19 protein-coding genes are annotated in these 20,007 nt (G+C 67.6%); 5 read left to right on the top strand and 14 right to left on the bottom strand.

The genetic code is table 11. The features are described from left to right. Positions 1-13 precede the first annotated feature (13 nt). The 4 genes from phoB to AQ619_RS15830 all read left to right on the top strand — a co-directional run bounded on the left by phoB (position 14) and on the right by AQ619_RS15830 (position 5,345). Positions 14-706: a phosphate regulon transcriptional regulator PhoB gene (phoB, locus tag AQ619_RS15845; RefSeq protein ID WP_062149849.1), complete on the top strand. Its 693-nt coding sequence runs from the start codon at positions 14-16 to the stop codon at positions 704-706. A gap of 754 nt (positions 707-1,460) precedes the next feature. Next, positions 1,461-2,744 (top strand): phosphoribosylamine--glycine ligase, encoded by a 1,284-nt coding sequence (gene purD, locus AQ619_RS15840; RefSeq protein ID WP_062149847.1) that lies wholly within the window; start codon positions 1,461-1,463, stop codon positions 2,742-2,744. A 224-nt stretch (positions 2,745-2,968) separates the two neighbouring features. After that, a complete protein-coding gene (locus tag AQ619_RS15835; protein WP_062149844.1) occupies positions 2,969-4,051 on the top strand; it encodes a phosphotransferase family protein in 1,083 nt (360 codons plus the stop codon). Between the two features lie 4 nt (positions 4,052-4,055). After that, complete coding sequence (locus tag AQ619_RS15830; protein WP_166504285.1) at positions 4,056-5,345, top strand: metal-dependent hydrolase family protein; 1,290 nt, start codon at positions 4,056-4,058, stop codon at positions 5,343-5,345. A 130-nt stretch (positions 5,346-5,475) separates the two neighbouring features. Here the strand turns inward: AQ619_RS15830 and lpxK are convergent, their stop codons facing one another. The 5 genes from lpxK to AQ619_RS15805 form a co-directional block, all read right to left on the bottom strand. Further along, positions 5,476-6,483, bottom strand: coding sequence for a tetraacyldisaccharide 4'-kinase (gene lpxK, locus AQ619_RS15825; protein WP_062149838.1), 1,008 nt, complete (start codon positions 6,481-6,483; stop codon positions 5,476-5,478). Next, a complete protein-coding gene (locus AQ619_RS15820; protein WP_236849492.1) occupies positions 6,480-7,736 on the bottom strand; it encodes a 3-deoxy-D-manno-octulosonic acid transferase in 1,257 nt (418 codons plus the stop codon). Before AQ619_RS15820 ends, lpxK begins: the two co-directional genes overlap by 4 nt. Next, complete coding sequence (locus tag AQ619_RS15815; protein WP_062149833.1) at positions 7,733-8,746, bottom strand: cation diffusion facilitator family transporter; 1,014 nt, start codon at positions 8,744-8,746, stop codon at positions 7,733-7,735. Before AQ619_RS15815 ends, AQ619_RS15820 begins: the two co-directional genes overlap by 4 nt. A 182-nt stretch (positions 8,747-8,928) precedes the next feature. Beyond that, positions 8,929-9,654: a lysophospholipid acyltransferase family protein gene (locus AQ619_RS15810; protein ID WP_062149830.1), complete on the bottom strand. Its 726-nt coding sequence runs from the start codon at positions 9,652-9,654 to the stop codon at positions 8,929-8,931. Continuing rightward, positions 9,651-11,429 carry an ABC transporter ATP-binding protein gene (locus AQ619_RS15805; protein ID WP_062149827.1) on the bottom strand — a complete coding sequence of 593 codons (1,779 nt, stop codon included), beginning with the start codon at positions 11,427-11,429 and terminating at the stop codon, positions 9,651-9,653. The genes AQ619_RS15810 and AQ619_RS15805 overlap by 4 nt, the downstream gene beginning before the upstream one ends. A 130-nt stretch (positions 11,430-11,559) precedes the next feature. On the opposite strand from AQ619_RS15805, the gene AQ619_RS15800 reads away from it, so the two are divergent. Next, positions 11,560-12,225 (top strand): fused DSP-PTPase phosphatase/NAD kinase-like protein, encoded by a 666-nt coding sequence (locus AQ619_RS15800; RefSeq protein WP_062149824.1) that lies wholly within the window; start codon positions 11,560-11,562, stop codon positions 12,223-12,225. Positions 12,226-12,346: 121 nt separating this feature from the next. On the opposite strand, the gene AQ619_RS15795 is transcribed toward AQ619_RS15800, so the two are convergent. The 9 genes from AQ619_RS15795 to AQ619_RS15755 all read right to left on the bottom strand — a co-directional run bounded on the left by AQ619_RS15795 (position 12,347) and on the right by AQ619_RS15755 (position 19,968). After that, entirely contained in the window at positions 12,347-12,571 is a 225-nt protein-coding gene (locus AQ619_RS15795; protein WP_062149822.1) for a DUF4170 domain-containing protein, read from the bottom strand. Positions 12,572-12,601: 30 nt separating this feature from the next. Next, entirely contained in the window at positions 12,602-13,381 is a 780-nt protein-coding gene (locus tag AQ619_RS15790; RefSeq protein ID WP_062149819.1) for a 3'(2'),5'-bisphosphate nucleotidase CysQ, read from the bottom strand. Next, positions 13,378-14,709 (bottom strand): TldD/PmbA family protein, encoded by a 1,332-nt coding sequence (locus AQ619_RS15785; protein WP_062149816.1) that lies wholly within the window; start codon positions 14,707-14,709, stop codon positions 13,378-13,380. Before AQ619_RS15785 ends, AQ619_RS15790 begins: the two co-directional genes overlap by 4 nt. Before the next feature lie 50 nt (positions 14,710-14,759). After that, positions 14,760-15,161 (bottom strand): MAPEG family protein, encoded by a 402-nt coding sequence (locus tag AQ619_RS15780; protein WP_062149813.1) that lies wholly within the window; start codon positions 15,159-15,161, stop codon positions 14,760-14,762. An 84-nt stretch (positions 15,162-15,245) separates the two neighbouring features. Next, positions 15,246-17,093, bottom strand: coding sequence for a M14 family metallopeptidase (locus AQ619_RS15775; RefSeq protein ID WP_062151764.1), 1,848 nt, complete (start codon positions 17,091-17,093; stop codon positions 15,246-15,248). Between the two features lie 42 nt (positions 17,094-17,135). Next, positions 17,136-17,453 (bottom strand): type II toxin-antitoxin system PemK/MazF family toxin, encoded by a 318-nt coding sequence (locus AQ619_RS15770; protein WP_062149810.1) that lies wholly within the window; start codon positions 17,451-17,453, stop codon positions 17,136-17,138. Continuing rightward, positions 17,450-17,716 (bottom strand): AbrB/MazE/SpoVT family DNA-binding domain-containing protein, encoded by a 267-nt coding sequence (locus AQ619_RS15765; RefSeq protein WP_062149805.1) that lies wholly within the window; start codon positions 17,714-17,716, stop codon positions 17,450-17,452. The genes AQ619_RS15770 and AQ619_RS15765 overlap by 4 nt, the downstream gene beginning before the upstream one ends. A gap of 116 nt (positions 17,717-17,832) precedes the next feature. Continuing rightward, positions 17,833-18,405, bottom strand: coding sequence for a hypothetical protein (locus AQ619_RS15760; RefSeq protein ID WP_062149801.1), 573 nt, complete (start codon positions 18,403-18,405; stop codon positions 17,833-17,835). Positions 18,406-18,438: 33 nt separating this feature from the next. After that, positions 18,439-19,968: a UbiD family decarboxylase gene (locus AQ619_RS15755; protein WP_062149797.1), complete on the bottom strand. Its 1,530-nt coding sequence runs from the start codon at positions 19,966-19,968 to the stop codon at positions 18,439-18,441. Positions 19,969-20,007: the final 39 nt, after the last annotated feature.

The following is a 20,007-nucleotide window of genomic DNA, read 5'->3' as shown; positions in this document are numbered from 1 at the left end:
AGGACAGACGCCAGTGACGCCTTACGTGCTTGTGGTCGAGGACGAGGACGCCCTGGCCACCCTCCTGCACTACAATCTCGACAAGGAAGGCTACCAGATCGGCCTCGCCGGCGACGGCGAGGAGGCCCTGACCATGGCCAGCGAACGCGCGCCCGACCTGGTGATCCTCGACTGGATGCTGCCCAAGGTCTCGGGCATCGAGGTCTGCCGCCGCCTGCGCGGCCGGGCCGAGACCCGCAATGTGCCGATCATCATGCTGACCGCCCGCGGCGAAGAGAGTGACCGCATCCGCGGCCTCGACACCGGCGCTGACGACTATGTGGTCAAGCCGTTCTCGATGGTCGAACTGACCGCCCGGGTCCGCGCCGTGCTGCGCCGGATCCGTCCGGGTCTGGCCGATGACCGCATCACGGTCGGCGACATCATCATCGACCGCGTCGCCCACCGGGTGAAGCGCCAGGGCAAGGAAATCCACCTCGGCCCCACCGAGTTCCGCCTGCTCGACTATCTGATGCAGCACCCCGGCCGGGTGTTCAGCCGCGAACAGCTGCTGGACGCGGTCTGGGGCTCGGACGTCTATGTCGAGGCCCGCACCGTCGACGTCCACATCGGCCGCCTGCGCAAGGCGCTCAATGGTTCGGCCGACGGCGATCCGATCCGGACCGTGCGTTCGGCAGGCTATTCGCTGGACGTTGAGGCGGCTTAGGGGCGTCCTTCTCCCCTTGCAGGAGAAGGTGGCCCCGGCCAAGGCCGAGGTCGGATGAGGGGTTGAAAACCCTGTCCGGTCAGTCCCGCGCGACCCTTCACCCGGCCCTGCGAGCCAGCCTCTCCCGAAGGGGGAGAGGGAGAGTGCAGCCTTGCATGTCCTGCCCCGTCGCGAAGGGGTTCCGTGCGTCGGCCTCTATCCCCGTACTCGCACGGGGATAGCCCCGCCCCACGCCCAACGAAGTCAACGCCCTGACCCCCGCACCCGGCGTCACGATCCAAAATCGACGCCGCCCCCACCAAAACACCCCCATACTTCTCCTCGCCCCGTCGCAGGGGAGGGCGCGAAGCTGGCGGCCGAGACGCGCGACGGGGGCGGTTGTGCGGGTGCAAGAGGACAGGGGACGTAAACCTGTCCATCGGAGGAAGGCCAAGCCTCCGCCCGTCCGAAGGTTCGCTCCGGGTTCCCCCGGAATCGGCGTGGCTGCAGCCCAAGGGCTCAAGTCCGTCGCGAGGAGGATGAAATCCGGGTGGGGCAAAAGGCTGAACAGGCCTGCGCGCCCCGGCCAGAGGGATAACGACCGCGCGGAGCGCTCCGGCCACGGCCGAAACGGTACTCCTCTACAACCCCATCCGGGCCTGGCCCGGACGCTCCGCCGCCTCCCCACAATAATCGCCGGTCAGACCGGCGAGACGGCGAACCCGTGCGCAGAGCGCCTTGACCCCGACCGCCTCTGGAGCCACACCCCGGCCTCATGGAAAAGCTGAACATCCTCCTCGTCGGGTCCGGCGGGCGCGAGCACGCCCTGGCCTGGAAGATCGCCCAGTCGCCGCTGTGCGGACGGCTTGTCGCCGCGCCGGGCAATCCGGGCATGGCCGCCGTCGCCGAACTGCGCGCGGTCAAGGTCACCGATGTCGAGGGCCTGGTCGCCCTGGCCCAGGAGATCGCCGCCGATCTGGTGGTGGTCGGTCCGGAATCGGCGCTGGAGGTCGGCCTCGCCGACCGCTTGGCCGAAATCGGCATCCCCTGTTTCGGCGGCAGCCAGAGGGCCGCGCGGCTGGAGACCTCCAAGGCCTTCACCAAGGACTTCTGCGCCCGCCACGACCTGCCGACCGCCGCCTATGGCGTGTTCACCGACGCGCCTGCGGCCGGGGCCTTCCTCGACACCCTGCAGGCCCCCTTCGTGATCAAGGCCGACGGCCTGGCCGCCGGCAAGGGCGTGGTCATCGCCCAGACCCGGCCCGAGGCGGACGCCGCCGTGCTCGACATGCTGGGCGGCCGGTTCGGCACCGCCGGGGCGCGGGTGGTGATCGAGGAGTTCATGCAGGGCGAAGAAGCCTCCCTGTTTGCCCTCTGCGACGGCAAGACGGCCCTGCTGTTCGGTGCCGCCCAGGATCACAAGCGCGCCTATGACGGCGATGAAGGCCCCAATACCGGCGGCATGGGCACCTATTCGCCGCCGCCGGTGCTGACCGACGCCCTGGTGCGCCAGGCCTGGAACGAACTGATCCTGCCCACGGTCAGGGGCATGGCCGCCGAGGGCAATCCCTATGTCGGCGTACTCTATGCCGGCCTGATGCTGACGCCTGAGGGGCCCAAGCTGGTCGAATACAATGCCCGCTTCGGCGATCCCGAATGCCAGACCCTGATGCTGCGCCTGGAGAGCGACCTGGTGCCGATCCTGCTGGCCGCCGCAAAGGGCGAACTGGCCGGCGCGGCCAAGCCGGTGTGGCGCGACGAGGCGGCGATCTGCGTGGTGCTGGCCGCCGAGGGCTATCCCGATGCCCCGAACACCGGCGGTGTGATCACCGGGGCCGAGGCCGAATTCGGCGACCGGGCGGTGATCTTCCACGCCGGCACGGCCCGCGACGATGCGGGCCAGCTGGTGGCGTCCGGTGGCCGGGTGCTCAATGTCTGCGCCCTGGGGACGACCCTTCTTGAGGCGCGCGAGGCGGCCTATGCGGCGCTGGAGACCATCAGCCTGCCGGGCGGCTTCTATCGCCGCGATATCGGCTGGCGGGCGCTGGGGCAGGGCTAGTCCGATCACTCGCCCCCACCTGACCGCTTCGCGGTCGTCCGCCCCCTTAGGGGGCGGATGAGATCATCTTCCCCCTTTGCTCCCCTTCGGGGGAGCTGTCGGCAAAGCCGACTGAGGGGGTGGGGGGGAAGACGGTCGCGAAGCGACCCGTAGGGGGCAAGTGGCTTGCGCCCCGCGTCCCACCCTCTAAACTCCCGTTCAAACAAGTGTTGGGGAGAAACCGCATGGCCGACGCCGCCGAACAGACCGCTCAGGACCTGAACTCCGGGACCAAGCCGGTCGATCCGCGCCATGCGATCGACGAAGGCAAGCTGGCCGCCTGGCTGACGGCCCATGTCGAGGGCTATCAGGGGCCGCTGGAGGTGCGCCAGTTCAAGGGCGGCCAGTCCAACCCGACCTATCAGCTGGTGACCCCGACGAAGAAATACGTCCTGCGCCGCAAGCCGCCGGGCAAGCTGCTGCCCAGCGCCCACGCCGTGGACCGCGAGTTCAAGGTCATTTCCGGGCTCAACAAGGCCCACTTCCCCGTCGCCAAGGCCTATGCCCTGTGCATGGACGAGGACGTGATCGGCACGATCTTCTACGTGATGGACAATGTCGAAGGCCGCATCCTGTGGGACGGCACCCTGCCGGACTACCAGCCGGCCGAGCGACGGGCCATCTATGAGGCCCAGATCGACACCCTGGCAGCCCTGCACACCGTCGACTATGCCGCCGTCGGCCTGGCCGACTATGGCAAGCCGGGCAACTATTTCTCGCGCCAGATCGACCGCTGGACCAAGCAGTACAAGGCCAGCGAGACGACCACTCTCGAGGACATGAACCGTCTGATGGAGTGGCTGCCGCAGAGCTGCCCGCCGGATGACATGACCTCGATCGTCCACGGCGACTATCGCCTCGACAACATGATCCTGCACGCCACCGAACCGAAGGTGGTGGCGGTGCTGGACTGGGAGCTGTCGACCCTGGGCAATCCCCTGGCCGATTTCAGCTATTTCCTGATGAACTGGGTCATGCCCTCCGACCAGCGCGGTGGCCTGTCGGACATCGGCGACCTGACCGCCTATGGCGTGCCGACCATCCCCGAGGCGGTCGAGCGCTACTGCAAGGCCACGGGCCGCGACGGCCTGCCCAATCTGGACTGGTACTTCAGCTACAACCTGTTCAGACTGGCCGGCATCTGCCAGGGCATCGTCGGTCGCGTCCGTGACGGCACGGCCGCCAGTGCCCATGCGCAGCTGATGGAAGCACGCGTGCCGGTTCTGGCCCGAGGGGCCTGGAGCTTTGCGCAGAAGGCGGGGGCCTGAGACCTTGATCTGTAAACTGATGATGGGCGCCTGCGCCCTGGCCCTGACGGCCGGCCTGTCGGGCGTTGCCGCCGCTGAAACCCTGTTCGTCCAGGCCGGTCGGCTGCTGGCCGACCCCGCCACGGGCAAGGTCGAGGCCGCCAGGACCCTGGTGATCGACAAGGGCAAGATCGTCCGCATCGTCGACGGTTATGTCTCCGAGCCCGGCGGCAAGGTGGTGGATCTGAAGGACAGCTTCGTCCTGCCGGGTCTGATCGACAGCCATGTCCACCTGACGGGCGAGCAGAATCCCAATTCACGGCTGGAAGAAGTCACCCAGTCCTCGGCCGACCAGGCGATGGTCGGGGCCGGCTTTGCCCGCAAGACCCTGATGGCCGGCTTTACCACGGTTGCCGACCTCGGGGCCGACAATGCGGCGGTCTTCGCGCTGCGGGCGGCGGTCAAGCGCGGTGACGTGATCGGTCCGCGCATCATTGCCTCGGGTTCGGCGGTCTCGATCCATGGCGGCCACGGTGACATCAACGGCTTCAGCGAAGAGGTCATGCACGCCCTGCGGCCGGCCTCGGTCTGCTCGGGCGCCGATGACTGCCGCCGGGCCGTGCGCGAGCAGGTCTGGCGCGGGGCCGACATCATCAAGATCACCGCCACCGGCGGGGTGCTGTCCAATACGGCTGCGGGTCTCGCCCAGCAGTTCTCGGGTGCCGAGCTGGAAGCCATTGTCGACGCCGCCCACCGCATGGGCCGCAAGGTCACCGCCCACGCCCATGGCGTCGACGGCATCAATGCCTTCCTGAAGGCAGGTGGCGACTCGATCGAGCACGGCACCTATCTCGACAACGAAAGCATCGCCCTGTTCAAGAAGAACGGGGCCTATCTGGTCCCGACCCTGATGGCCGGCGACTACGTCTATCGGGTGGCCTCGGGGCCCAACAACTTCCTGACCCCGGCCCAGACCACCAAGGCCCTGGACGCCGGTCCCAAGATGCTGGCCATGGCCCGCCGCGCCCATGAGGGCGGGGTGAAGATCGCCTTCGGCACCGACAGCGGCGTCTCGGCCCATGGCGACAATGCCGGCGAGTTCGCCCTGCTGGTCAAGGCGGGGCTGAGCCCGCTGGAAGCGATCCAGACGGCCACGGTCAATGCCGCGGCCCACTTCGACCTCTCGGCCGAGATCGGCTCCCTGGCCCCCGGCAAGGCCGCCGACCTGATCGCCGTCAAGGGCGACCCGCTCACGGACGTGACCGTACTGCAGAGCGTGACCTCGGTGATCAAGGGCGGGGCGGTGGTGAAGTAGGCGCAGGAGCTGCTCCCCCTCTGGGGGAGCTGTCGCGGAGCGACTGAGGGGGCAAATGCGGCTCAGGCCGAGCTGGCCCCCTCCGGCCCTCTGGGCCACCTCCCCCTGAAGGGGGAGGATCTTGGGATTTCTACAAACCCACCTTCGCCAGCACGGCCGCCAGGGCTGCCTCGTCCTCGAAGCGGGCCCGGACCGGCCAGGGCGTGACCCTGTCGCGCCAGGCGGGCGACAGCCGCACCCAGTCCTTCTCGGTGGTGACCAGCCCGGCGTCGAACAGGGCCGCGCGGTCGGCCAGCATCTTCAGGGTCCCGTCGTCATAGACGCCATGGTCGGGGAAGGGCGCGAAATCGACCAGCTGGCAGCCGGCGGCCAGCAGGGCGCGCTCGACCTTCCACGGCTTGCCGACCCCGGCAAACCCCATCTGGGGCCCCGGCGGAACGGGCGCGGCCGGCTCCAGTCTGGCGATCAGCACCGGCTTTTCACCGAACAGGGCCAGCAGGTTCGGATCAGCCGTCGGCAGGTCGGCGGGCAGTAGCAGGACCACGGCATCGGCCCGGGCCAGTCCGACCTTGAGCGGCTCCCGCATCGGCCCGGCCGGAAACACCCGGCCATCGCCGAAGGGCCACTCGTCCTCGCGGGTTTCGCCGTCGACCACGACCAGAGACAGGGTCTTGCGGATGTCCGGGTTCTGATGGCCGTCATCCATGACGATGGCCTTGGCCCCGGCCGCCGAGGCGGCATGGGCTCCGGCGACGCGGTCGCGGGCGATCCACATCGGAAAGTCTTGGGCCAGCATCAGCGGTTCGTCGCCGACCTCCAGCGCCGTATGGCGAGACCCGTCGACGCGGGTCGGGCCCCTGTCGCTGCCGCCATGGCCGCGGGCGAGGCCGTGGGCCTCGATCCCCCGCTGGGTCAGGGTCAGAAGCAGTTCACGGACGATAGGGGTCTTGCCGGTCCCGCCGACCGTGACATTGCCGACGCAGATCACCGCCGCCCCGACCTCGCTCCCGGGGCCCCTGGCCAGTCGGCGGGCCGTTGCGGCCGCCCAGATCCAGGACAGGGGGGTGAGCAGGGCGCGGGTAATGGGCGAGGGCGCGCCGGACCTTTGGTACCACCAGCGGGGCGTCGACAGCTTCATGGGACAAGCTCGATGATGCGGGTCAGGCCGGCCCGGGCCTCGGCGTCGCGGGCTTCGACGAAGGCCGCTGCACGTTCGGCCCGCGCCCTGCCGGCGGCGGGTTCGGCCAGGGCGGCGGCCAGGCGCTCGGCCAGGACGCCGGCATCGGCCAGGGCGAGGCCTTCGACCGCCGACAGATCAGCATAGGCGGTCAGCCAGTTCTCGACATGCGGGCCCGACAGGATCGGGCAGGACAGCCGAGCGGGCTCCAGCGGATTATGGCCGCCGATGCCGGGCACCAGGCTGCCGCAGACCAGGGCGAGGTCGGCCAGGCGGAACCACAGGCCCAGCTCCCCCAGGGTATCGGCGACCAGAACCTGGGCCGGCGAGGCCTCCGGCGCGATGCTGCGCAGGCTGACGGTCAGGCCCCGTGCCAGGGCCTGGGCGACGATGGCGGGGCCGCGCTCGACATGCCGGGGCACCAGCACCAGCCGCGCCCGGTCCGCCAGGGGGGCGAAGGCGTCGAGCACGATCTCATCCTCGCCCGGATGAGTACTGGCCGCCAGCAGCAGGGGACGATCGGCCAGGAGGGACTGCAGACGCTCCAGTTCGGCGGCGTCATCGGGCAGGGGCGCAGCCCCGAACTTCAGATCAGCCTCGCCGGCGACGCCGCCACCGAGGCTGGCCAGGCGTTCGGCGGCCCGGCTGTCCTGGGCCAGGATCAGGTCGAAGCCCGAGAACAGCTGGTGGGCCGCGAACGGCCGTGCCTGCCAGCCCTCGAAGCTCTTGTCCGACAGCTTGGCCGAGACCAGGGCCAGCCGGGTCCCGGCGGCCCTGGCTTCGAGCAGCAGGTTGGGCCACAGCTCGCTCTCGACGAAGACGGCGAGGTCCGGCCGCCAGTGGCCGATGAACCGCCGGGCCCCGCCTGGCGTGTCGACCGGCACATACTGATGGATCACCCTCGGGGGCAGCCGCCGGGCCAGCAGCTCGGCCGAGGTCACGGTGCCGGAGCTGACCAGCACCGTGGCGTCCGGCCGCTCGGCGCGCAGGCGCTCGACCAGGGGCAGGATTGACAGGCTCTCGCCGACACTGGCTCCGTGCAGCCAGACCAGGGTCCCGGGCGGACGGGGCAGGCTGGAGCGGGCCAGACGTTCCGGCAGGCGGGACGGGTCTTCCTTGCCCCTGGCCGCGCGGCGCTTCAGCAGCAGGGGCGCGAAGGGTTCCAGACCCGCCGTGGCGAGCCGGTAGAGCCAGAGCGACAGCGGCAGGCTCACACCACGTCCGCGGGGGCCAGGCGGCAGGCATGGGTGCCGGCGGTGTGCTCAATCTGCACGGTGGCGTGACCGATCTTGAACTGGCTGGCCAGGTCCGCGCAGACTTCGTGCAGGAACTGATCGTGATCTTCCGCCGCCGGCCGGACGATGTGCGCGCTCAGGGCGGTTTCGGTCGTGCTCATCGCCCAGATGTGCAGGTCATGGACCTCGACGACGCCAGGCCGGGTCGCCAGCCAGGCCCGCACCTTGGCGGGGTCGATACCGCGCGGTGCGGCGTCCAGGGCCATGTCCAGCGAATCGCGCAGCAGGCCCCAGGTCCCGAGAACGATCACCACGACGATCGCCAGGCTGGTGACCGAGTCGATCCAGAGCCACTGGGTCAGCATCATCAGCAGGGCGGCGACCACGACACCCGCCGAGACGGCGGCATCGGCAGCCATGTGCAGGAAGGCCCCGCGGGCATTGAGGTCGTCCTTGGAGCCCCGCATGAACATCAGCGCCGTGGCGGTGTTGATGGCGATGCCGATGGCCGCCACGATCATCACAGGGCCGCTCTCGATCGGGGTCGGGGCTGCGAAGCGGCGGACGGCTTCCCAGGCGATGGCACCCGTCGCCGCCAGTAGCAGGGCGGCATTGGCCAGGGAGGCCAGTATGGTGCCCTTGCGCAGGCCATAGGTGTGGCGGCCGCTGGGCGCGCGCTTGGCCAGGGTCGCCGCACCCCAGGCCAGGACCAGACCGAGCACATCGGACAGGTTGTGGCCGGCGTCGGCCAGCAGGGCCAGGGACTGGGTCAGCAGGCCGGCCGCAAACTCGACCAGGACGAAACCCAGGTTCAGGGCGACGCCCACCGCAAAAGCGCGGCCGAAATCCTTGGGGACGTGATGATGGTGACCATGCCCATGCCCATGCCCATGCCCATGCCCATGCCCATGCCCGTGATCGTGAGCATGGTCATGTCCATGATGGTGATCATGGTGATTGTGAGCGTGGCCCGAATGGTCGTGCGGCATGGCCCTACATCCCACCATGGGCGGGCCGGATCAATGGCGGACCCTTCCAATCCCGTTCTTCCCGGCGAAAGCCGGGACCCAGATTCATCCGGGAAGTTTGGAGCTGATGCGCCTTCTGCCTGAGCCGAATTGACGGCGGTCGGGGTTCGATCTGGGCCCCGGCTTTCGCCGGGGAGAGCGGGTCAGAGGGGGTTTTGAGGCGTTCCATCGACCTCCCCCACCAGCGCTTCCGCCCGGCGTGAGACGGCCGACAGGCGCTCGCCCCAGGCCAGGGCCAGACTGTCCGGATCGTCGTCACGACCGGCGGTGGTCGGGCCGTCCCAGACCATGGCCGCCCGGGCAAAGGGCAGGGGGATGATGGTGCGGTCCCATGTGCCCAGTCGCAGGCAGGGCTTCATCGCCACGCCGACGAACAGCACCGGAGCGCCACTGACCCGGGCCAGGGCCACGGCACCCTTTTGCAGAACCTCGACCGGGCCGCGTGGACCGTCAGGGGTAATGGCCATGGCCCCACCGTCCTTGACCCACTTGACCATGTCGCGGAAGGCCTGCTCGCCGCCCTTGTTCTTGGCCGTGTCGGTCTTCTTCAGCGAGGAGCCCCGGATCGCAGGCAGGCCCAGCCTGGCGATGACCCGGGCGATGAACTCGCCGTCGCGGGACTGGCTGACAAGAACCCGGATTTCCGGCTTGTCAGGCCCCTGAGGCCAGGTGGCAGGCCCCACCGGAACGCGGGAGTGCCACAGGGCGAGAATGGCACCGGACCGTCTGGCGAGACTTTCGGCCCAGACCTGCTCGGCGATCGACTGGCCCTCATGGGTCCAGCGCAGGGTGCGATAGGTCAGGGCCAGATAGCCCGACATCAGCCTGACCAGCAGGCCCATGACCAGGGGGGAGCGCAGCGGCTTCATGCGGTAGTGTCCGGCAGGTGATCCAGGTCCTGGGCCTTGGCCAGGCGGGCATAGAGGCCCCCGGCCCGCACCAGGTCCGGGTGGGTTCCGGTTTCGACCACCTTGCCCCTGTCGATCACATAGATCCGGTCCGCGCCCTTCACGGTGGACAGACGGTGGGCGATCAGGATGGTGGCGCGTCCCGCCATCAGCCGCTCCAGGGCGGCCTGGACCTGGGCCTCGCTCTCGGTGTCGAGGGCGCTGGTGGCCTCGTCCAGCAGCAGGATGGGCGCATCCTTCAGGAAGGCGCGGGCGATGGCGATCCTCTGGCGCTGGCCGCCGGACAGGCGCGCACCGGCCTCGCCGACGCCGGTCTCATAGCCATCGGGCAATTCGCTGATGAAGTCATGGGCGGCGGCCTGACGGGCGGCGGCGATGATCTCCTCCTCCGTCGCATCAGGTCGGGCATAGGCGATATTGGCGCGGATGGAGTCGTCGAACAGGAAGGGTTCCTGGGTGACCAGGGCGATGCGGTCGCGCAGGGAGGCCAGGGTCACCGAACGCACGTCGTGACCGTCGATGGTCACCGCCCCCGCCGTGACGTCATAGAAGCGGGGGATCAGGTTCAGGATCGAGCTCTTGCCGCCCCCCGACGGTCCGACCAGGGCAATGGTCTCGCCGCGCTGGACCTGCAGGGACACCCCGCTCAGGGCCGCGACCTCTCCGCCATAGGAGAAGCTCACCGCGTCCAGGGCGATGGCATTGTCGCCCGGTGGTAGAGCGCGGGCATCGGCGGGGTCGACAATGGTCGGGGCCACGTCCAGGGCTTCGAACAGTCGGCGGGCGGCGGTCAGGCCCTCGCTGAACACCGTCTGCAGATTGGCCACCTGGCGCAGGGACTGGGCCGCCATCAGCAGGGCACTGAGGAAGGCGAAAAAGGCCCCGGCCGTGATGTCGCCGGTCGTGGCGCGCCAGCCGGCATAGACAAAGACGCCGGCGGTGATCAGGGTTGTGAAGGTCTCGGTGGCCGGCGCGGCCATGGCCCGGGCATTGGACCCCTTGATCAGATGGTGCTGGCGACGGTCGACCACGGCGGCGACCCGCGCCTCCTCATAGGCCTCGCGGTTCTCCATCTTGACGATCTTGACCCCGTCCAGACTCTCCATGATCGCGGTCGACAGGTTGGAGGTCTCGCCCATGGCACCCTTGGCGGCCTTGGTCGTCTTCTTCGAGAAGCGGCGCATGATCAGGCTGGCGACCGGCGCGATCACCAGCACCCCGGCGGCCAGGATCGGGTCGAGGCTGAACATCACCGCCAGGGCCCCGATCACGGTCAGGAACTCGCGCGTATAGTTCACGACCCCGCTGGTGGCCGCCTCACGGATCAGGCTGGCGTCATAGAGCACCGACGAGACATAGGAGCCTGAATGGGCCCCGCGCAGCCGGGCCAGGTCGGAGCGGACCAGCTTGCCGAACAGCTGCACCTGGACGTCGCCGACCACGCCGTTGCCGATCCGGTTGATGAAGGTCGCCTGCAGTACCTGGAACAGGCCGCGCAGGACGGCGATGCCGGCGATGGCGGCCGGGATGGTCAGGATCGCCCCGGGGCGTGGATTCGTGATCAGCTGGTCGACGGCTGGCTGGATCATCCGGGTCAGCTGGGCGCTGAGGCCCGCCACGATCGCGGCGCTGACCAGTGACACACTGAGCCCCTTCCAGCGCGGACGCAGGTAGTCGCGCCAGATCCGCATCGCGAGGGCGCGGTTGGAGGCAGGTGGCGCGGCGGCATCAGTCATGGGCGAGGGGTCGGACGTCGGGGCCAAGCTGTCAAGGACGCGGGCGCATCAGTCGGGATGGAAACGACAGGGCGTTTTGCAAAAGACGCCGGTCTATCCTACCTAGGCGCGGACATTGAGGGGACGCCACTTGGCCAAGTTCGACCTGACCACGCCGTGGGGCCGATTCCAGACCTATCTCCACTATCTGTGGAACGACCATGCCTATCTCAGGGTCGGGTTCTCCAACGCCCATTGGGTCAGCCCTGAACTGGTGCGCGCCAACCAGCCCTGGCCCTTCCAGCTGGCCTGGTGGAAGAAGCGTGGCATCAAGACCATCGTCAATCTGCGGGGCGGGTTCGACGGAAGCTTCTATGCCCTGGAGAAGGACGCTTGCGAGCGCCTGGGCCTCAACCTGGTCGACTTCACCATCACCTCGCGCGAGGTGCCGATCCGCGAACGGGTGCGCGGGGCCAAACTCTTGTTCGAAACGCTCGAATATCCGGCCCTGATCCACTGCAAGTCGGGCGCTGACCGGGCCGGGATCATGAGTGTGCTCTATGCCCACTACCGCCTCGGCCTGCCGATCCGCGAGGCGATGAAGGAGCTGTCGCCGCGCTATCTGCACATCAAGGCCGGCAATACCGGTGTGCTGGACTATGTGTTCGAACAGTATCTGGAGCGGGGCGAGCCCAAGGGCCTGACCTTTACCGACTGGGTCGAAAGCGACGACTACGATCCCGTGGCGATGAAAAAGACTTTCCGCGCCGGGATGCTGGGCAAGCTCCTGACCGACAAGCTTCTGCGCCGGGAATAGCTGCTCCCCTTTAGGGGGAGCTGTCGCGGAGCGACTGAGGGGGTCTTCGCAGCGGTTGCCGAGTTAGCCCCCTCCGGCCCTCCGGGCCACCTCCCCCAGAGGGGGAGGACCTATCAGCAGTTCAGCCCAGGCTCGGATCCAGAAGCTTGTGGGCATGGATGATGAAATAGCGCGCGTGGGCATTGTCGACGGTGGCCTGGGCCTTGGCCTTCCACGCCTTGTGGGCGTCGGCATAGGTGGCATAGGCACCGACGAACTCGACCTTGTCGAGATCGCGGAACTCGATGTCGGAGACATCCTTCAGTTCGCCGCCGACAACGAGATGGAGAAGCTGCTTATCGGGCATGGTGGGGCACGTTCCTGCGAGGAATTATCTTTATGGCAGGTCGATATGCCCGACACGGTTAAGGATCAATGGCGCGAGTGTCGCATTGGCGCAAACCAGGCTCGGAACCAGCGGAACAGGGCGATTATAGCGGTAGGGATTGCCCTTGTGGTCCGATAACCAGGCACCGGCCTCCGTGCGGATCAGATCGGCTGCGGCGACATCCCACTCGCTCTTGGGGGACAGGGCGACGGCCGCATCGAAAGCCCCGGCGGCGACCAGACAGACCCGATAGGCGATCGAGTTGCGGCTCTCGACCCGCATGGCGGGCCAAGGGGTCGTCCAGGCCGGGTGCACGAACATCTTGGCGTCACCCAGCATGGCGGCGTCCTCGAGATCGTCGGTGTCGCTCGGCGAAATGGCCATGCCATTGAGCGTCGCCCCGCCTCCGTGTCGGGCCGAATAGGTCTCGTTCAGGGCCGGGGCATGGACGACACCGGCGATCGGCCGGCCGTTCTCGACCACGGCAATAGACACGGCGAACCACGGCTTGTTCTTCATGAAGGCGACCGTGCCGTCGATCGGGTCGACCACGAACTGGCGCGTCGTCGTCAGGCGGGCCGGATCATCGACGGTTTCTTCCGACAGCCAGCCATAGTCGGGCCGGGCGGCCCGCAGGCGCGTCTTCAGCAGGGTATCGACGGCCAGATCGGCGTCGGTCACCGGTGAGCCGCCGTCCTTGGACCAGATCTTCAGACCCCCGGCGCGCGCCTTGAGGGCCAGCTCGCCCGCCTCTCGCGCCGCGTCGAGGATCAGATCCAGATCGGTCATTTGCCGGCGATGGCCAGACCGTCGACGAGGATGGACGGCGCATTATTGGCACCGCGGAACTCCAGGTCCGTGCCCGGAATCAGGCGGGCATAGATGTCGATCAGGTTTCCGGCCACGGTGATCTCCGTGACAGGCCCGGTGATCTCGCCGTTCTCGAACCACAGGCCCGAACAGCCCACCGACCAGTCGCCGGTATTGCCGTTCAGCGCGGGGCCGAACATCGAGGTGACCAGTAGACCCGTCCCGGCATCGGCCATCAGTCCGGCCTGATCGCGCGTCCCCGTCGACAGGGTCAGGTTGCTGGTCGAGACGCCCGAAGGACCCGCCAGACCGCGCGAGGCATGGCCGGTTGTCTCAAGGCCCAGCTGTTTGGCACTGCTGGTATTGAGCAGCCAGGTGGTCAGGACGCCGTCGTCGATCAGGGCCCGGCGGACGGTGGCAACGCCCTCGTCATCGAAGGGGGCCGAACCCAGGCCGCGCACCCGGTGTGGGTCCTCGATCAGGCTGACGCCCCGGGCGAAGACCTGCTGGTTCAGCTTGTCTTTCAGGAAGGACGATCCGCGCGCGATCGAGGGACCGGAAATGGCCCCGAGCAGCGGACCGATCAGTGACATGGCCAGGCGGTTTTCGAAGATCACCGGCGCGGTGGTCGAGGCGATCTTGCGGGCATTGAGCCGCACGACTGCCGAACGGCCCGCCTCGCGACCGATATCGCCGGCACCCGGCAGATCGGCGAAGTGACGGGTCGAACGGCCTTCGCCGCCCCGCTCCATGCCCGCGCCCTCGCCGGCAATGGCCGAGCAGGACAGGGAATGGCCGGTGGCGGCATGGGCTCCGGAAAAGCCGGCACTGGTGACCAGGCGCCAGGTCGCGGCGCTCCAGCTGGCCGTACCGCCATCGGAATTGGTTACGCCCTCGACCGAGCGGGCCCCCTCTTCGGCGAGGCGCGCCTGGGTTTCCAGGGTCTCGGCGGTCGGCTCATAGGTGTCGATCAGATCGAGTTCGGGGAACGGTCCTCTGGCCATGCGATCACCGGGCGCGAGGCTCGCATAGGGATCCTCGGGTGCCAGCCGGGCCATGGCCACCGCACGCTCGATCAGCTTGGCGCGGGCCTCGCTGGAAATGTCCGAGCCCGAGACCGTTGCGCTGCGCTGGCCGATGAACACGCGCAGGCCCAGATCGCGGGCCTCTTCGCGTTCGACCTCTTCCAGTTCGCCCAGGCGAACACTGACGGAAAGGGATTTGCGCTCGGCGAAGACGGCTTCGGCCGTATCGGCCCCAGCCTTGAGTGCGGCCGAGACCACGTCGTTCAGCAGATTATCGTCCATGGCGTCTTATGGACGAGGCCTATGGTGCCGGGCAAGGTGCCCTGGCGGCTTCAGGCGATGGCGTAGAACAGCAGGGCCACGCCGACGAAGATATAGGCCAGCCAGGTAGCCACCATGCCGAGGGCGCGCGGGATCGAGGCCCCGCCGCTGCTGGACAGGCCGACCGCATGGACCAGGCGGCCGGAGAACAGCACAAAGCCGGCCACATGGATCGCCAGGGGCGGGGCCCCGACCACCGCCAGAACCACCAGGGCGATCAGGCCGGTGGGCACATACTCGGTGGCATTGCCGAAGGCACGGATGGCGCGCGCCAGTTCGGGAATGCCTTCGTCGCCGAGCGAGACCTTGTGCTTCTGGCGCAGGCGCACGACCAGCAGCGACAGGGTCAGCATCAGGAAGACGTGCAGGCCTGCCCAGAGGGCGGCGGCATGACCCGAAGTGATCGTATCCATCAGAGAACCCTGCAATTTCCAACTCGCCGTCCGGGCGAGGCGGCATAAAAGCCCGCTCCCGCGCCCGGATGCAAGCGACCTGCCCTATAGGGCGAGTTCACGCGCGATCGGGTAGAGCAGGTGGCGGTCGTCATAGAAGGGTGTCCGGCGGTAGAACCATGAGAGGCGCGCTTCCGGATCGGCCGCGAATTTCGGGTCGGCCGCCAGCTTCTCCTCGAACTCGGCTTTGAGCGCAGGATCCGCCGCCATCATCTTTTCGGCCAGGGGTGCGATGGCATAGCCCTCGATATATTCGACCCGGCTCAGCACCTCGGGCACCATGCCCCAGGCGAAGAAGCTCTCGCTGGATTGCGGCTCCAGCAGCAGCACGACGAGGTCGCCCAGAGGCTGGTCGGTCGGCACCCGCACCGATCCGGCCGGGAAGGTCCAGTCGCGGGTCTCGGCCTTGACCTGGGTGACGGTGATCTGGACGTGACCCTCATTGGCGCGAGTCGCCAGCTTGGGGTCGGTCAGGCGCAGCATCTCGACCGGCAGGGTCCTGGCGGCCGCCAGGGGCTCGACCGTCACGCCGTGCAGCTTGAGTCGTTCGATCAGATCGGCGCGATAGCTGGGGACATAATAGGCGGTGGGCCGTTTCAGGGTCAGGGACGGCTTGGAGCCATAGAACGGAACTTGCCAAAGCTCCGGGTCAGGCTCCCCCAGCCAGCGGATCTCCTTCCGGCCCGAGGCCGGGCTGTCATAGGTCTCGTAGAGGATGCCCTTGAAGGTGCGCGTATAGGCAGGCTTGGGATCGGCGACGAAATTGGCCGGGATCTCGACCGGGCGCAGGGCGCTGTCGGCGGCGATGGCCGATCTCAGGTCGCCGCCCTTTTCGGCCAGCAGCTTCAGGGCGGTTTCGATCAGCACATAGGTTCCGAGCACGCGCTGGGCGTGGGGCTTGAGGCTGTGGTTCTCGATCAGGATGGTCGGGACATGGGCCGCCGCGCCCCAGCCATTGGAGAAGCGCTCGCCCAGGCCGCCGTCCGAGAAACCGGCCTTGGGATTGTGCTCGTCGATGCCGAACACCAGCTCGCCGGGAATGTGACCCTGGGCTTCGAGGCCCTGGTTGAGGGCGGGCTTGAGCACCCCGTTCAGCCATTGGGCAATGGTCGGCGAGCGGCTCCAGACGCCGTTCTCACCATTGAAGCCGTAGGTGACGTCATACTGGTAGTCCATGCCGTCGGTGACATGGACATCGACATAGAGATCGGCCCGGTACTTGGCCTGCAGACGCTTCAGCGCCTGCATTTCCGGCTGGTCGAGCTTCATGAAGTCGCGGTTGAGGTTCTGGTTGGTCGCCGTATTTCGCCAGCCCTGGATGCGGGGGCCGCGCTGGTTGGGGCGGCTATAGGCGGAGGCCCGCTCATGGCCGTCGACCGACAGGATCGGGATCAGCAGCAGGTTGACCTTGTCGAGCAGCGCGTCCTTGGCGGGGAAGGCCCCATTGGGGAAGGCGATGTCGCGCAGCAGCATCATGCCGGCGTCCTTGCCGTCGATCTCGCCCGGATGGATGCCGGCCTGGACCAGCAGCAGCGGCTTCCTGGGGTCGAGCTTGGCTCCGTCCTTGGAGGCGATCACCGCATAGATCTCGCGGCCTTCAGGCGAGGTCCCGAACGCTTCGATGCGGATCAGGCTTGAGGCCTTGTCCAGCCGGTCGAACCATTTGCGGGTCTCGACATAGTTGGGGCTGAAGTCATGGGCTGGATCGGCCTCGAACGCCGTCACCCACGGATCGGACCCGTCGCGCAGCAGGGCCTGGCTGGCGCCCTGCCAGGCCGGCGCGGGCGGCAGGAAGGGCTGGTCCCAGGGGGCCTTGGCGGTCGGAGGGGTCTGGGACATGACGACACTCGGCGACAGGGCGGCCAGGGCCGCGAGGAACAGGATCTTCCGCATGGTCATGGTCGTCGCGCGAATGAGGCGATCCTGCAAGCCTTGTCAGTCTGGCTCAAACATCAGACGCAGCCCGCTCAGGACCTGATACAGGGCCTCGTCGTCCTGCCGTCCGAGCCGTCGGATCGGCCGGTTTTTCACCATGGCTCGCACCTGATCCGGCAAGACCCGACCCGCCCGGCCCTGGAACTCGACCTCAATGCGAAAGCGCGCCTTCGCATCCCCGGAACTCATCGGCGCGATGATGAAGATGTCGTGATGGCTCAGGCGATCGGGCGAGACGATGAGGCACGGCCGCGTCTTGCGGATCTCGCTGCCTTCGGTGGGATCCAGACGGGTCAGCCAGACCTCGCCGCCCTTCACCAATCCCGGTCCTTCGCTGCCTCGTTGGTAAGTCGTGCTTCCAGCAATTCGCGATCCTCTTCGCTCAGGCCTTTGGCCCCGAGCCGCTTGGAGTCTTCTTCCCAGCCTTCGCGAGGGTCGATCGTTACTGGCGACAGGAAGACCCGGCCATTCTCAGAGACAAAGTCGATGCGGTCGCCCAGCTTGGCACCCAGCGTTGCAAGCACCGACTTGGGCAGTGCGACGCCCGCAGAGTTGCCGATCTTGCGAATAACCGATGACATAAGGAACTCCGCTAGAGCGGAGTAATAACAGGCCTGGTTTCATGGACAAATCTGATTTCAGCTCTAGTCGATATTGCGAGGCCTGACTTAGAGCGAGAAGAAGAACTCGAAGGCGCTCATCGCGGGTTCCACAAGGCAACCATAGCATAGGTATTGATAGCAATGAGGACTGCCAGACCGCCGCCCTGCACGCGTCGGCCCGGCACGACGAGCAGAAGCGCCAGGACCAGCCACCACAGGGCCGAGGCCGGTCCCGTCCGGGTGAAATGGTCGATGACCGCCATCCAGCGCCCGGCGATCGCTGCTTCGATGGTGACCACCCCCACGTTCGCGGCCAAAAGCGACCCGAGCACCGCTCGCCGATGGTGCATAAAGTAGTCGTCGAGTGAGGGCCACTCGCCCGCATCTTTGGGAAAGACCATCGAGGCTGCGAAGAAATAGAGTCCGGCCACGATAAGGGCGGCGAAGAAGGGCCCATGCGCGACGCGGACATCGGACAAGCCGGTCCAGGTGCTGATCCAGGCTGCCGCCACGTCGAACAGCACTACGACCGCGAGCATGGGTGTCAGGCGTCCGATAGGGATGTGGTTCCGGGTTCGCAAAAGGTCGCTCAGTCCCCCGATGACGACCGCCACGGCCATCCCGAGGATCAGACCAAACAGGGTGAAGAAGAACTCAAATGCGCTCATTGATGGCCCCCCGACCGTTGTCGCGCCGGTAGCCTACTTCCAGATCGGCTTGCCGTCACCCGGCAGGCCCAGCCGGCCCCACATGTCGCTGACCTTGTCGACCACGCCCTGATCCATGCGGATCTCCTGGCCCCATTCGCGATGGGTTTCAGGCGGCAGCTTGTCGGTGGCGTCCAGACCGATCTTGGAACCCAGGCCGCTCTCGGGGCTGGCGAAGTCGAGATAGTCGATCGGCGTGTGCTCGATCAGCGTGATGTCCCGCGCCGGGTCCATCTTGGTGCTGATCGCCCACATGACGTCCTTCCAGTCGCGGGCATTGATGTCGTGGTCCACGACGATCACCCACTTGGTGTACATGAACTGGCGCAGATAGCTCCAGACGCCCAGCATCACGCGCTTGGCGTGGCCCGGATAGGCCTTCTTCATCGAGACCACGGCGATGCGATAGCTGCAGCCCTCGGGCGGCAGCCAGAAGTCGACGATCTCGGGGAACTGCTGGCGCAGCAGCGGGATGAACACCTCGTTGAGCGCCTCGCCCAGAACCGAGGGCTCGTCCGGCGGCCGACCGGTGAAGGTGGTCAGGTAGATCGGGTCCCTGCGCATGGTGATCGCGGTCACCTGGAAGACCGGGAACTTCTCGACGCTGTTGTAATAGCCGGTGTGGTCGCCATAGGGGCCTTCGTCGGCATACTCATCGAGCAGGACGTGGCCCTCCAGCACGATCTCGGCGTGGGCGGGGACCATCAGGGGCACGGTCTTGGCGGCCACGAGGTCGACCTTGGCCCCGCGCAGCAGGCCGGCGAACTGGTATTCGGAGAGGGTGTCGGGCACCGGGGTCACGGCGGCCAGGATGGTGCCGGGATCAGCCCCCAGCACGGCGCAGGCGGGCAGGGGCTCGCGCCTGCCGGCCTGCTTGTGGCGGGCATAGTGCTGGGCCCCGCCGCGATGGGCCAGCCAGCGCATGATGCACCTGTCCTTGCCCAGCACCTGCATGCGGTAGATGCCCAGGTTGAAGTCGTCCTCGCGGTCCTTGCCGGGGCCCTTGGTGACGATCAGCGGCCAGGTGATCAGTGGGGCCGGCTCGCCGGGCCAGCAGGTCTGAACGGGCAGTTTCGACAGGTCGATATCGTCGCCGGTCAGGACGATCTCCTGCACCGGTGCCTTCTTCACCGTGCCCGGCCGCATGGCCATGACCGTCTTGGCCAGGGGCAGCATGTCGAGGGCATCCTTGAGCCCCTTGGGCGGGGCGGGCTGGCGCAGGAAGGCCAGCAGTTCGCCGACCTCGCGCAGTTCGCCGGCCGTCTCGCGGGGCTCGCCGCCCAGGGTGACGCCCATGGCCACGCGCTTGACCGTGCCGAACAGGTTGGCCAGGGCCGGCATCGGCGACCGTGACCCATCAGCCAGTATGACGTGCTCGAACAGCACCGCCGGGCCGCCGGTGGCCAGCAGGCGGGTCTGGATCTCGGTCATTTCCAGCACGGACGAGACCGGCTCGCTGACCCGGACGAGTTCGCCCTTGGCCTCGAGGACGTCGATGAATTCGCGCAGGGACCGATAGGCCATGAGGTGCTCCTTGGAGGCCGGAACCTAGTGGTTTTTTCG

It is taken from the genome of Caulobacter henricii, from assembly GCF_001414055.1.
Taxonomy (GTDB): domain Bacteria; phylum Pseudomonadota; class Alphaproteobacteria; order Caulobacterales; family Caulobacteraceae; genus Caulobacter; species Caulobacter henricii.
Note: the sequence above shows the minus strand (reverse complement) of the source record. Positions and strands in the feature narration are given on the sequence as shown.

Bases quoted from the DNA above. Each gene is read 5' to 3' on its own strand.
- AQ619_RS15835 (WP_062149844.1), top strand. From the start codon at position 2,969: ATGGCCGACGCCGCCGAACAGACCGCTCAGGACCTGAACTCCGGGACC.
- AQ619_RS15795 (WP_062149822.1), bottom strand. From the start codon at position 12,571: ATGCCCGATAAGCAGCTTCTCCATCTCGTTGTCGGCGGCGAACTGAAG.
- AQ619_RS15775 (WP_062151764.1), bottom strand. From the start codon at position 17,093: ATGCGGAAGATCCTGTTCCTCGCGGCCCTGGCCGCCCTGTCGCCGAGT.
- AQ619_RS15810 (WP_062149830.1), bottom strand. From the start codon at position 9,654: ATGAAGCCGCTGCGCTCCCCCCTGGTCATGGGCCTGCTGGTCAGGCTG.
- AQ619_RS15760 (WP_062149801.1), bottom strand. From the start codon at position 18,405: ATGAGCGCATTTGAGTTCTTCTTCACCCTGTTTGGTCTGATCCTCGGG.
- AQ619_RS15815 (WP_062149833.1), bottom strand. From the start codon at position 8,746: ATGCCGCACGACCATTCGGGCCACGCTCACAATCACCATGATCACCAT.
- AQ619_RS15780 (WP_062149813.1), bottom strand. From the start codon at position 15,161: ATGGATACGATCACTTCGGGTCATGCCGCCGCCCTCTGGGCAGGCCTG.
- AQ619_RS15765 (WP_062149805.1), bottom strand. From the start codon at position 17,716: ATGTCATCGGTTATTCGCAAGATCGGCAACTCTGCGGGCGTCGCACTG.
- purD (WP_062149847.1), top strand. From the start codon at position 1,461: ATGGAAAAGCTGAACATCCTCCTCGTCGGGTCCGGCGGGCGCGAGCAC.
- AQ619_RS15755 (WP_062149797.1), bottom strand. From the start codon at position 19,968: ATGGCCTATCGGTCCCTGCGCGAATTCATCGACGTCCTCGAGGCCAAG.
- AQ619_RS15790 (WP_062149819.1), bottom strand. From the start codon at position 13,381: ATGACCGATCTGGATCTGATCCTCGACGCGGCGCGAGAGGCGGGCGAG.
- AQ619_RS15785 (WP_062149816.1), bottom strand. From the start codon at position 14,709: ATGGACGATAATCTGCTGAACGACGTGGTCTCGGCCGCACTCAAGGCT.
- lpxK (WP_062149838.1), bottom strand. From the start codon at position 6,483: ATGAAGCTGTCGACGCCCCGCTGGTGGTACCAAAGGTCCGGCGCGCCC.
- AQ619_RS15805 (WP_062149827.1), bottom strand. From the start codon at position 11,429: ATGACTGATGCCGCCGCGCCACCTGCCTCCAACCGCGCCCTCGCGATG.